10 protein-coding genes are annotated in these 13,005 nt (G+C 44.3%); all 10 read left to right on the forward strand.

Going from position 1 to position 13,005, the window contains the following annotated elements; all coding sequences use genetic code 11:
- Positions 1-245 precede the first annotated feature (245 nt).
- From IEX62_RS01565 to IEX62_RS01610, 10 genes are read left to right on the forward strand one after another with little or no spacing between them, the layout of a single operon-like run.
- A complete protein-coding gene (locus IEX62_RS01565) occupies positions 246-1,037 on the forward strand; it encodes a hypothetical protein (protein ID WP_188773640.1) in 792 nt (263 codons plus the stop codon).
- Positions 1,038-3,020, forward strand: a complete 1,983-nt coding sequence (locus IEX62_RS01570; protein ID WP_229685549.1) for a VirB4 family type IV secretion system protein — start codon at positions 1,038-1,040, stop codon at positions 3,018-3,020.
- Positions 3,010-5,220, forward strand: coding sequence for a hypothetical protein (locus IEX62_RS01575; RefSeq protein ID WP_188773641.1), 2,211 nt, complete (start codon positions 3,010-3,012; stop codon positions 5,218-5,220). The genes IEX62_RS01570 and IEX62_RS01575 overlap by 11 nt, the downstream gene beginning before the upstream one ends.
- Positions 5,221-5,231: 11 nt before the next feature.
- Positions 5,232-6,950: a M23 family metallopeptidase gene (locus tag IEX62_RS01580; RefSeq protein ID WP_188773642.1), complete on the forward strand. Its 1,719-nt coding sequence runs from the start codon at positions 5,232-5,234 to the stop codon at positions 6,948-6,950.
- Positions 6,951-6,965: 15 nt separating this feature from the next.
- Positions 6,966-7,370 carry a hypothetical protein gene (locus IEX62_RS01585; RefSeq protein ID WP_188773643.1) on the forward strand — a complete coding sequence of 135 codons (405 nt, stop codon included), beginning with the start codon at positions 6,966-6,968 and terminating at the stop codon, positions 7,368-7,370.
- Entirely contained in the window at positions 7,367-8,728 is a 1,362-nt protein-coding gene (locus IEX62_RS01590; protein WP_188773644.1) for a hypothetical protein, read from the forward strand. Before IEX62_RS01585 ends, IEX62_RS01590 begins: the two co-directional genes overlap by 4 nt.
- Positions 8,729-8,743: 15 nt before the next feature.
- Positions 8,744-10,957: a TadA family conjugal transfer-associated ATPase gene (locus IEX62_RS01595; protein ID WP_188773645.1), complete on the forward strand. Its 2,214-nt coding sequence runs from the start codon at positions 8,744-8,746 to the stop codon at positions 10,955-10,957.
- On the forward strand, positions 10,954-11,838 hold the full coding sequence (locus tag IEX62_RS01600; protein WP_188773646.1) for a hypothetical protein: 885 nt from the start codon (positions 10,954-10,956) through the stop codon (positions 11,836-11,838). The genes IEX62_RS01595 and IEX62_RS01600 overlap by 4 nt, the downstream gene beginning before the upstream one ends.
- 40 nt (positions 11,839-11,878) lie before the next feature.
- Positions 11,879-12,724 carry a type II secretion system F family protein gene (locus IEX62_RS01605; protein WP_188773647.1) on the forward strand — a complete coding sequence of 282 codons (846 nt, stop codon included), beginning with the start codon at positions 11,879-11,881 and terminating at the stop codon, positions 12,722-12,724.
- Positions 12,725-12,765: 41 nt separating this feature from the next.
- Positions 12,766-13,005 (forward strand): hypothetical protein, encoded by a 240-nt coding sequence (locus tag IEX62_RS01610; RefSeq protein WP_188773648.1) that lies wholly within the window; start codon positions 12,766-12,768, stop codon positions 13,003-13,005.

Raw genomic sequence — 13,005 nt, forward strand, 5'->3', positions numbered from 1 at the left:
TTAAGGACACCATATGGTGGGGCTTGGGATTATATTTATCTACGCGTATGAGTCAATTTGTACCGCGTATTGGGAGCGATTGGCTTTATTCACGTATTCATTACGGCATCCCTTTTGCTGTATGTCTATATCTTTGTTACGCAAAACATACCGGGACTAATCTCCCGGTATGGCGTTATTATGCAGGAATAATCAAATTAAGATTAAGAAAGAGAATCTATCAATACAGGAAAGGAGGTTCGTAAATGATTTGGGCGATAAGTGGTATTTTCCTTGCGTTTTTCATATGGAAAATAAGAAAAAAAGATCAAAAGGAGCTAACGGTACAAGATGTGATCGGTGGCGATAAAACATCTGTCACTTGGGATGGGATGACGCAGCGCGGCAATTTATTTCGTCTTGTAATTGAAGTCGAGCCGATCAATACGGATCATGCATCGATTGAAGAGCAACGAGCAATGTGGTCTAACTTTTTAGGGTTAATCAATACGCTATCACTGCCATACAAACTTGTTCTTCAATCACAGCTATTTGAAATGCAGGATTATTTGCGAGATTACCAGGCTTCAATTGAACAACTATCGGATGATTATCCGCTTTTAAAAGCGAGCGGCAGAAATGTGAGTTTGTATCTTTCCGAGTCACAAGAGGAAGATGCGATTCGCGATTACCGCGGATATTTTATATTGGAATATGATCCTGTCCAAGCTGCATCAATCAATGGAGTAAATCTCGGCATTGGAAAATTAGATGATGTCGTTGGACAGCTTGGTAACAGAAAAAATCGATTATCCGATGAAGAAAAATCGGACCTGGCGCTCCAAATATTAGAAGAAGCTGCTGAAGAAATATATGGATTTTGTGAGCAGATCGATATGCGTTACCAGCGCTTGGATCGTGCTGGGGTATGGAATTATAGCTATCAAATGTTACATCGTGAGTTATCGGCTCATGCACGTATGGTGGATGCAATTGCAGCTGACAGCTTTAAACGTATTAAACGATCTTTAACTGATATCGGGGAGGAGGGAGCCTGATTGAGCTTTCTACGTCGTTTGAAAAAAAAGAAAAAGCATGTACCAACCGAACCGGTTTTAGACGCTGGTAAGGCGAGTGGTTTAGACTTTGCCGCACCTTCGATGATAAAAGAAACCTTACCAGGAGACATGACTTTTGAAAAAACGAAGGCAGATAGTTATGCCGTAGAGGTTGGTGGAACAATCACGCCTGCTCGATTTTTTCGCAATTTCTTTGTTGAAATATCGTCTGGGAATACATGGGCAGGCATGCTGGATAGTCTGATCCGATCCAAACAAGGCAATGGCGATGTCGATCTGGTATTGCATGTACAACCATCAGCAAATGATAAAGAGCTGGATGATATCGGACGAAGACTGGCCGGCCTGTTGTCCGATATAAGCGACGAAAAAGACGTCCGTAAAATCGATGCGATGAGAGATGAAATCGCAGACTTGAAGGAGCGTCAGAAGCGGATTCGCTTGAATGTAGAGCGTAGCTTTAAAGTTGGAATCCAAGTCATCGTAAGTGCGCCGAGTTGGTCAAGCTTGATGAAAATTTGTCGGTCATTGATCCAACGTTTTGCTGGCAAATCGCTCTATTTGCGTTCGACAGATGGTTGGCAGCTTTCAGCCTTACAAGGCGTTCTACCTACGGCAGCTGAGTGCAAACATGCTCCAGAGCATATCTTATCTCTGGAAAGTTCGAACGTGTCTGATCTATTTCCCTTCGGCGGCGGATCGCTAAATCACCGAACAGGCGTTGTGATTGGAAAAGACAGTAAGGGACGACCCGTAATGTTAGACAACTGGCATGCTGATCTCGTCAATTATCATATGGCTATCATGGCGAGAAGTGGTGCAGGGAAGTCATTCTTTATTCAGCTATTCGGTCTTCGATCCACTCACATTGGTCGCCAAGTGGGTGCGATCGACTGGAAAGGGGAGTATGGTGACTTTTGTAAGATGATCGGTTGTCCTTACATTGAGCTTAGCGAGCATAGTAAAGCTCGTTTAAATCCGTATGATGTCGATATCACTGAACTGGCAGACGGATCGCAATTTGTTGATATTGAAGAAGCTGCAAATGCTGTGCAGGCGACTGTTTTTAAAATGATCTCCGTTTACGACCGTACTGTACTCACTGGCGAAGTCAAAGTTTTTATAGGGACAGCTATTCGTGAGCAATATGCGGATTTAGAAATTGATTCTGATCCAGAAAATTTATATACCGTTAGCAGTCAAGAAATCGATGAGCAGTTCCGTATACATCGAACTCGGAAGGATATGCCTATCCTCTCTGGATTGTTTGATAAAATGCAGGCAAGTACCAGTGATATGATTCGTCAAGCAAGTGAACTGCTACGACCATTTACTAAAAAAGGGACAATGAAGTCCTATTCGATCTTTGATGGACAATCCACCGTAGAATTAAAAAGAGCTCCTTTCTTTGCTTTTGCAATCAACCGACTAGATGCCGAAATCATGCGTCCGATCGGTTTATTTGTAACGCAGAACTGGATGATGGAACGCTGGGCAAAAAAATATCCTGATGTTCAAAAAAATATGATCATTGAAGAATGTCAAAATATTTTTCTTGATGAGGATTTTGGTGCGGTTTGGGCAGAGCGTGCATACCGCGAAGGGCGTTCTACCAATACAGGTATTGCATCGGTCACGCAAGGCTTAGAAGTTTTTACACGCTCACAAGCTGGCATGGCAGCGATAAAAAACAGTCCAATCAAAATAATAGGCATTCAAGAAGCATTGGATATTGATGCTGTACGAGGAAAACTGGCACTCACTGAAGGTGAGGCTGATTTTCTTGTGTATCAAGCCCGAAAGGGCGATATGCTTGTAAAAGTTGATAATCAGTCTGTCATCGTTCATGTAGATGCTTCACCACATGAACATATGATGTTTACCAGCGATCCGAATGATCCAGCATACAAAGAGCGTAAGCGATATATACGTGAGCTGGAGGCGATGCAGCGTGAAGCATAAACTCGTCGCATTGATGGTAGTGTGCCTGCTGCTTAGCCTACCGATTAGTGTCTTTGCTCAGGGGATGGCAAACCAGCAAAATCAGGCTACTCAAAATCAATCCAATTCAGGCACTTCGCATTCTGGATCGAAAGGAAGCATTGATGGTGCGAAGGAAGGTTCGAAGGGGATTATTGGTAAGCAGATCGATGCGTACTACGAAGACCCAGATAATCAGCCGGGGCTGTTCGAACGCTCGATATCGGATGTGTTGATCGGGACAGCCAATTTTCTGATCCGATCGTTTGGAATGAAAGATGTCACCCTATTGGTATTTGATAAGAATCCTAATCCAACCAGTGACGGGTTTTTACAGGGTGGCGATACTCAAGCTTCAGGCACGTTATATCTTGGTGTATTTACAGAAGGCATGATGAGCGCCATTGATGCGTTGTATGCTACTTTTGAGCATTTTATGCCGTATCCCGTCGTTATCATTGTCATGGTTTTAGCATTCCTATCCCTTTGGAATAGTACACAAGCGGAAAAAAGAAGCCAATGGAAAGATTATGTAACGGCTTTTCTGGTTGGCATCTTATCGATTCGCTTCGGTTCTTACTTGTGGAACTTCGTATCGGCAACAACTGAATATTTCACCGATATGATCTGGGATACGATGGTCAGGCATGGTGTACAGCCTGATCTATTCCTTAATATGATTTGGGGAACTGGAGCTGAAGGCTACAATGAAATGATTCAGTATCGAGGATTCGTTGTCAGTATACTGGTATTAGCAGCGGCAATCATGACAGCAATGATCAATTATCAGTACACGATGCGAGTTATTATGTTGATGATTTTAGTAGCTGTGTTCGTTCCGTCATGCATCATCACTATTTTTCCTAAGTACCGTCATAGTCTTCAGATATGGTGGGACTTATTTATCTCTTATATGCTTATGCCTTGTGGTCATGCTCTTGCCCTGGGGCTATTTTTTTTGCTGCTTAAATTTAGTCCGGATGGTATATCTAACTGGGTTATTGTTGCTTACCTTTTCGGTTTTTCTGCAATCCACGGCATAATAAGCAAGATTGTCGGGGGAGAAGAGCAACAGCGCTCTGGAATGGGATCAATGTTTGGTGTCGGATCAATGATGGCGCTAGGGCGTATGTTTAGCCCGAAAGGGTCATCGTGGGGAAGGAAAGGTAAACAATCCGGTAGAGAAGCGGAGCAAACGAGTCAAGCTGGAAGTGAGAGCATGGCGGCAGGTACAGGGAATATGGCAGCAGGTGGAGCATCAGACGCTGCAATAGCATCCTCAGGCTCCAGATCAGCAGCTCCTATCTCGTGGAAACGTAAGGCTGTACAGACGGGTGGACGGGTGGCTGGCTTAGCGCTTAATTATGGAGCCAAAACAGCAGGTACAGTTGCCGGTACCTCGATTGGACTTATGGCTGGCAATCCGGTTATTGGAGCTGCGGTTGGCATGAAGTTAGGTGGCATGGCAGGCAAGGGAGTCGAGTATATGGCTCGTGGCGGAATAGCGGCAGGTAAGGGGGCAGCGCAAGGGGTACAAGCCATCCAGCAGCGACGACAAGCATCAAAAGCCACGAAGGAATTCGAACAAGAAAGTAATAGTGGAATGAATGCAGGTAGTGTCTCCGGCTCTGGTGGAAGTGAGATCGCTCCCGGATCAATCCCTTTAACAGGATCAGCAAGTGTGGGTGCCACCCAGTCAGAAGCTGGACTCTCCGTAGCGGCTGCTCAAGTGTCACTACCTGGTAGAAGGAACCAGATGGAGCAAGCAAGGGGAACTGGAACGATAACAACGGGACAATCTGGCTCAGCGCAGCCAACGACTTCCGCTCCTGCTAGTAACCGTAAAGGTACAAGTGCACCTACCAACGCTGAATCGACGATACCTTCTTTCTTAAAGCAACGTCAATCGTCTAGTGGTGCAGCTTCCGCTCCTTCTAAACCAGTTCGTAGTACACAACAGGCTCCTACTTCGACTACGCAGGCTTATAACGCTCCGCAAGGAAGTGAGCAAGTACGGCAATCGATCAATAAAGGCACTACGCCTCAACAACCGAGTCGTCCAGTAAAGCGCTACAGTGAGTCATCACGCTATAACGAGCCACCGCTACCTGAACCGCCGCCAGAAGAATCGCAAGAGCCTGTACGTAAACGTCATCCAAGTCATTATAACTACGATATCTAGGGGGAGATCATGTGGATATAAAGCAGCTTAGTAAAAAGGCTGCTCGTTATGTAGGCGATCTCTTACTTCGGAAGTTGCTTATTGCCATTGCTCCCTATGTGCTCATTTTTGTCGGCATCTTTATTCTTGGAGCGATTGCTTTCTATTCTATTTTTGAGATGCCAAAGGAAGCTTTAACCGGGACCACGACTGATCCCTTACAGGCTTTTTTTTACGGGACGAAGGAAGAACAGGAAGATGTATTTCCTAAATACCAAGAGGTTGCTTCAAAGTGGAATGAAGGATTAAATGCGTTTCAATTAGCGCAAGTTGATCCGTACAGCTTACCTTATGGCTGGCTTGCGATTGTGGATCGAACACTGCAAGATCCATTCTTTTTACAGACGTATAGTGATCCAGAAGTAGTATATAAAGAGTTGGTTTTGAAGCCGGATGAGACGTTTGAAGAAGTGAAGCCCGTCTTCACCTGGGAGAATAGACAGCAGAAAACGGTTCAACAAGTGTGTGTACGAAAGTCAGGGGGAACGAATGCAAATGGCAAAAAAAGCTACGTGATCCAGACCACAACAACCATTGTCACTAAAGAACTGTTGATGAAAGCACGCACGATGCAAAATGAGTATGTTTATTCTTATGTACCTACTGTAAGCAGTAGTAAAAAAAGCTCAAAGTGCGGTACGTTGACAACGACAATCTATTGGTTTGCTGTATCTGATGTACAGACCACACTAGAGGATTGGCAGCCGCTACGTGAGCTGCTTGTACAGCACAAGGTTTCGGATAAAGATCAGGATTTCTTAATGGATTATTGGAAAGAATATTTAGTAGATGATGATATAGAGGGTGGCTTTTTACCAGACGATAGCTGGGTACCTAGCGGTGGCTCTTTGACGTGGCCAGTACCCTCATCCCACCGGATCACTTCTTCATTTGGAGTGCGAGTACATCCGGTTACTGGCGAGACAAAGATGCATAACGGGATTGATATTGGAATACCAGAAGGTACGCCTGTCGTAGCTGCTGGGACAGGCACGGTTGTATATGCCGCCCCAATGGGCACAGCGGGTAATGCAATCATCATCAAACATGAGGGCGGTGTGGAGACACGTTACTACCATTTGCTCAAGATCAATGTACAGAGTGGTCAGACCGTTGAGGCAGGGCAGCAAATAGCTCTGTCTGGCACAACCGGACGGTCAACGGGTCCGCACTTACACTTTGAGGTACGTGTCAATGGCAATCCGGTTGATCCAATCAGCTACTTTGGTGGCGGTGGTAGTGATCCGCTCAAGTATCGTCCGCTTAACATCATGGCGATACAACTGTGGCTACAAAGTCGCAACTCGGCGCTTGCTAATGCCCCTACGTTACGCATGATTGATGCGGCTGGTAAAGCAACGAATGTCGATCCACATCTGCTAATCGCAATAACTGGTGCAGAGCAATCCTTTGTACCAGCCAGCCATCCGCAAGCCGCTCAAATCATCCGCAATCCGTGGAATGTGTTTGGATTTTGGTCGAAGGGTAAGGGCGCTACACTTACGACAGGAGAGTCTGCACGTATTGCAGCAAAGACAATTGTGAAATTGTCGAAGGGAAGACCAGCAAACGTTAATCCGATTCAGTGGTTGAGCAGTAGAGATAATCCATCCGGTTATTATGCCGGGGATGGAGACAATTGGTTTAAAAATGTCAGCATTTTCTATGACCAATTATCACAATTACGTTAGAACAGGAGCAAGCCTATGAAGTGGTGGATTTTAAGTTTGATTATAAGTCTAATTGTATTCGCTCTGCCCAGCTATGGTTTCGCTGCGGAGGACTCTGCGCCATCGAGTGTACAACAGCGGATAGAAGAACAGCAAAAGTTTAATCCTGAAGAAATAGGTAAAAACCTAGAACAAAAAGGAAATGAGTTAATGGGCATGGCACAATCGGGAGGCAAATTGTATCTAGGTGCTGCCTTGATCGTTTTTTTGATCTTACTATTTATTGGATTATTTTTTAAAAAGGTCAGAGCGTTAGCCTTCCTATCTCTCGTGCTATCCTTAGTTGGCTTTTTCGTAATTCAGTATTGGCAGGAGTTTAGCGACTTTGTTCTAGCTATCCTCCAGTGGTTTTTCACCATGAAGAAAGGAGAAGCTTCATGAAGATACATGTTGTCTTTGCAGCTGCTATTGTCCAACCACTTGTTCAAGCTTTACAAAATCGCGAGATTACGATTTCTGGTACGGATATCACACTGGAGCAATTTTACATTGCCGCTGAAGCAGGAAAAGTGGAAGCGGATATTGCTCTAATTGATGCATCTGCTGGTGCCAACAAACGAGATAGCATTGAAATTCTTCAAAAAATCCGAATGTGCATTCCAGCAACTCGGCTCATTGCCATATTGCCTGATGCGGATATCGAGTGGCAGAAGGCTCTTGGAACATATGGTATCTATGATATCTATATTGCAGAGCAGTTTAATGTAGATGATGTAATCCACTGGATCAATACACGCAAGACGATTGCAGATGTGCCTAAGCTGGATATAGTCGTGCCATCAAAACGCGATTATAAAGCGACGAAGCAAACATCATTTCATGATGCGCCGGAGCGGGATCGAACGTTGGAATTACCCTCTTGGTTGCGGCGCAAACCTAAAATAGATCGAGTGCTGGATACTGCAAAAGAAGTAGACCAAGTGACATCAGAACCAGATTCCGATCCGCCTCCACTAGATGAAGAATTGCAGGAGGATGCTACATCTGAGCCGGAACCCATTACACCGGTACAGCCTGATCAAAAGGATGACCTGGAAACATCTGATCCTCCAGTAGTCGAAACCACGGCAGAGGTGAGTCCGAGTCCAGTCCTTATTTCTCAGCCCCATGCAGTCAAAACGATGCTTATTAGTGTGGGAGCATTGGTGAGCCGTAGTGGAACAACGCATACGGCTATTCAGGCTGCCTATGAAGCTTCTAAGGGACATAAACATAAGACGGCGCTGGTAGACCTATACAGTGAACAGAAGCGATCAGACTTACGTTATCTGCTATCTCATCCTGGAACCGAAAACGTTGAGCGTGTAAATGGTATCGATATCTATCCAGAACAATCAGAAAAGCAACTGATGGATATCATCGCCACAGGCAAATATGAAGTCGTCGTGATTGACTTAGGTGTGTTAGTAGACCCGGCAGATCAACGATTATTGAAAATAACCGAATACTACTGGTTTACACGTAGTGATGTGGCATTGCTTACTCTGCCAGTTGCACCATGGGATATTGCTCGCTGGATCAACTTGTTACCGAATGTATGGCAGAACCACAAGCGTAATGCAGTTACCATACTGAATTATACAGATGACGAACGTACTGCATTATGCGCTGCTTTGTTAAAAGAATATTGTTCCATTGTTGTTCCTAATATAACAGCAGCCGATCCATTCACAGAGGAAGGACGTTTACTCGAAGGTCAATTGGTGGGGAAACCCCGTAAAAAAGGTTGGTTCAGATGATAAGGAGGAATGACATTGATTTGGAAATGGTTTAAGAAGGATCAGCGTGGAGGTATCGGTTTAGCTGAGTCAGAGACATTCGTGATTTCTGCTCCAGCTGAACCTAATCCTCCATCTAAACGAGCACGAGTGGTTTCCGTATCTAATTTTAATCTTACCGATACCAGTATGGGTGTCATGAGCTTGGTTAAAGCGTTACCGCACACAAAGACACTGGTTATTGAAATGCCGTGTCTTAGTGTTCCGCGACTGGCGGTTGCCGTTGTTCCTAACAAAGAGTTGCCGAAGTTGGATAGCGATCAAACGATGGATCGGCTCGTTTTGGATATGGATAGAGGGCAACTCAAGTCCCTTTCAGCCTACACGTATAGTAGTGGATCAACCGACTATATCTTACTTAATCCGCACGCGATGCTAGATCAGTCTCTAATTAAGCAGATACAGGATGCAGACACATTGATCAATCTGCCAGAGTGGATTATCGATCAAGCTGAAGCTGATTACGATACAGTTATGCTGGTGACGCAAGGCAAGCTGGATATGCCAACAACATTTTTTTCAATTGAGCAGGCAGATGCCAATGTATTCATAATCCATGATTCGAGCGATATAGTGCTAAATCAGTTAGCCATTGAACGTCTCAAGCAGGATTATCATTTCGCTTCAGATCGATTTGTCTTATTTGCTTCGAATCGTTCAGTTCAATCCGTAACGAAAGAAACGATGATTGTGTCTCCTAAACGACTGTGGAAAATGGTATATGACATTCCGCTATTGGACAATGAGGCTACATCCAAACCTATTGCATCGGATGAATCACATTTTGGCTATATTCAGCCTGTAAATTTCATTCGTAAAGAAGGACAAGATAGGGATCATTTGGTGTCCTCTAACCATTCCCTCAAGCCTATTCGTGATCTGAAAAAGTGGAATGACATTAAAGATCAGGTACAGCAGCAGCTCCAAGAAAAGCATCTGGATGATTTTGTCGCTTCATTGATGGATGGAGATGCGAGGGAACGGGTACGATTTTATATTGCGGACTTGCTTCGTTCATTCCCAGTGGGCAGTTTGCCAGGTAGATTAGAAGAAGTCACCCAGTTTGTACAAAGGGAAATTACAGAGCTGGGCGTTTTGCAAAAATTATTGGATGATCCGCAGGTAATCAATATTGAAATCAATGGGCCCAAGCAAGTCATTATTGAACGCGCAGGACAAGTGATGCAAGCCACAGACGTTGAATTTGAAGATGTGGATCATTTGTACCGGATTATCAATCGGATGCTCAGCTTTATGGGAAAACAGCTCACCAGTAATGAGCCTGTCATTGATACCACTTACCACGGTACACGCGTATGTGCTGTAGCGGATCGGGAAAGACGAAGTGGTCTAAGTATGGGATCGCCACTAGCCTCAATTCGGAAGTTCCCACCGCGTGTTTTGTCTGATGAAGAAATTATTGCGAGCGGCAATGCTTCGCAAGAAATTGTGGATTTCCTGAATTTTGCTGTGCCTGCTGGAGCCAACATTGTTGCCGTTGGAGCAACCAATAGTGGAAAGACAAGTACGTTGATCCGTTTTCCACTTTATGTTGATCCCTTAACTAGGATTATCAGTATTGAGGATTCGCCGGAAGTCTTACTTTCTAGCAAAGAGCAATACCGTCATTATCCGAATTTGCTTTCGTTGCTCACTAAAATTTTAGAGGATGTCACCAAAAGTTATCCGATCCAGCGATTGATTCGAACCTGCATGCGACTCAATCCGTGGGGGTTTCTGATTGGCGAAACACGCGAAGAAGAAGCTGCACTCGAAATGTTGAAAGCAGCGAATACAGGGCATGTGATGTGGACGACTACTCACGCCAATGGATGCGAAGAAGGGGCGATGCGTATTTTACAATTGTGTGGGAATACCTCAGCCATCGCTGCACAGATTAGTCAGTCGCTCGATATTTTCATTTTCCTTAAACGATTACCCAATGGTCGCCGCGTGATCATGCGGATTGCAGAACTTGTGCGGTATGAAGGCGTAGAAAAGCCCATCATGAACGTGATCTTTGCTTACGACTTGAAGCAGGAGCGTCATATTCAAGTTGGATATTTGAAGACCAATCGGATGCGCGACAAAATCAACAGCCATACACAATATTCGGAGGTAGAAATCAAACAATGGTGCCGTTTTGAAGAGGAGAATTTCTCATACCAGGAGGTGAAAAGGTCGTCATGATCTTAGTTTCAATGATCGTTTCCTTGTTAGCCACGTATGCTGTTTCCATTGTTTTACCTGAGCGCACACAACTAGGCGAACGTAAACGGTTCTGGCAGATGCAGCTTGGCACCTTTACCGTAAAACGTAGAGGCTCAGAGCTTGGTCTAGAATGGTCACTTTTGCACTATGTATGTATGATCGGCTCTGGGCTTGCCGTAGGAGCTATTCTCGTTTGGTTAACGCATAATGTACTCCTCATCATTGTTGGTGTGGTCGCTGGTTGGGTAATTCCTACGCTAGTGATGGAGGATGTCATCTATCGACGGAAACGACGTGTATTGATGAGCTGCGTGCCGAATTTGCGGCTATTGACATCCAAGTTACAAGAAGGCGGTAGCTTGGAATATGCTTTATCAAACACCGTGCCCCTTATGAATGGAGTCACTAAACCGATTTTTGCACAAATGCTTCAGCTCATTTCAATTGACCGTGGAGAGCCAGAACGAGCGCTTCGCTATTTAAAACAACAGCTTACCTTCCGGCGAATTGAGGATTTATGTGAAAAGTTGATAATTGGACGTAGCGAAGGCTTCACCTTCCGCATGGCGAGAAGCATTGGCAAGACAGTCGATGACATTTCACTCGACATATTAGATATTCAGGAAGTCGAGCTGATCAATCAAAAGAAGAGATGGAATATGATCACGCTTCATCTGATGTTGTGGACGTTGCCGTTTCTATTTAAATTCATGGAAATGAATATGGCAGATACCGTTTCTATGACACTAAGTATGAATACATTCTTAGGTCAAACCCTACTTGCTGCATTGAGTGTGAATACACTTATAGCAGTTTTGTATCTAAACCGCCTCACGCGCTTTGATATGCGAGATGCTTAATCTAATGCGACTATTTCACGAAGGGAGGTGAAATCGAAATATGAGTATCCTCATATCGATATCCGCAGCCACAATATTTGTTCTAGTGGCTTCTTTGTTGTTGCCGGGATTTTCACGGCATAAAGATACGCTACGTGCATTTCAAGCACTTCAGCGTGTACGGCATCAACCCCAGTCACGATTGCAGAGAATGATCTATGGTTTGATTGACCAGATCATACCTGAAGAATTGCGAAAAAAATATGAGGAGCTGGGTGAGAAAAAGACGCTTGAAGCGTATCTCACACGGCTTTTTTTATTGTCACTCTTAGTTAGCGTCGTGTGTTTAATAGTAGGTCAATCACGCGACAATGTATTGATGTACGTTCTAGCTGTATTAGCACCACCTATGCTGCTATGGGCTGGCATACAGAATATCGATAAGATGGTCAAAAAAAATGAAAGTTTGATTCTTGGTGACTTGCCCTTACTGTTTGATCGCATGGAGGTTGCCTTAGAGACAGGGAAAAGCTTTCAAGGTATTTGGATGGAAGTCAGCCAGCGATGTAAACCAGCACTAGCGCGTCATTTGAAAGAGTTAATTACTAACTCTGCATATGGCGAATACGAAGCTTTGCAGCAATTCGCCGATCGGATACGTCATCCGGTCGTGTATAACCTTGTTTCTGTCATTATGATGGTACGTGACTCTGGGTTTGAGTCATCTGAGAGCGCACTGCGATCAATTCAAACGGATATGCGTTCATTACGCCGTGCGAGCTTACAAGAAAAAAACCGTACGAAACCTGCTCTACTCAATGTATTTGTTGGTATTGCTGCTCTAATCTGCCTCAGTTTTATGATCATGATGGCAAGCAAAATTGTTGTGTTGATGAATGGATTCTAAAATAAAAACAGTCCTCAAAGGACCAAAGGAGCTAATTTATAATGATGCAATCCGTAACTTCCCTGGTGAACAATGCAAAGCAAAAAGTAGTTGCTGTACAAAATGCTGTAACGAATCGTATGTACACGCTTGTTAATACTCAAAGAGGGGCTATTTCAATTGAAACTGTAGCGCTTATTATTGTTGGCATAGCGCTAATTGTGTTTTTCTTTCCGCAAGCTAAAGACCTTATTACGACAGGGTTCACTAAAGCTAAAGGCTGGATGGATCAAATCTTGTAG

It is taken from the genome of Paenibacillus hunanensis (genome assembly GCF_014645615.1).
GTDB classification, from domain to species: domain Bacteria; phylum Bacillota; class Bacilli; order Paenibacillales; family Paenibacillaceae; genus Saccharibacillus; species Saccharibacillus hunanensis.

What these genes read in the sequence shown, in the direction of transcription:
- IEX62_RS01605 (WP_188773647.1), top strand. Translation starts at nt 11,879, where the DNA reads ATGAGTATCCTCATATCGATATCCGCAGCCACAATATTTGTTCTAGTG.
- IEX62_RS01585 (WP_188773643.1), top strand. Translation starts at nt 6,966, where the DNA reads ATGAAGTGGTGGATTTTAAGTTTGATTATAAGTCTAATTGTATTCGCT.
- IEX62_RS01590 (WP_188773644.1), top strand. Translation starts at nt 7,367, where the DNA reads ATGAAGATACATGTTGTCTTTGCAGCTGCTATTGTCCAACCACTTGTT.
- IEX62_RS01600 (WP_188773646.1), top strand. Translation starts at nt 10,954, where the DNA reads ATGATCTTAGTTTCAATGATCGTTTCCTTGTTAGCCACGTATGCTGTT.
- IEX62_RS01610 (WP_188773648.1), top strand. Translation starts at nt 12,766, where the DNA reads ATGATGCAATCCGTAACTTCCCTGGTGAACAATGCAAAGCAAAAAGTA.
- IEX62_RS01565 (WP_188773640.1), top strand. Translation starts at nt 246, where the DNA reads ATGATTTGGGCGATAAGTGGTATTTTCCTTGCGTTTTTCATATGGAAA.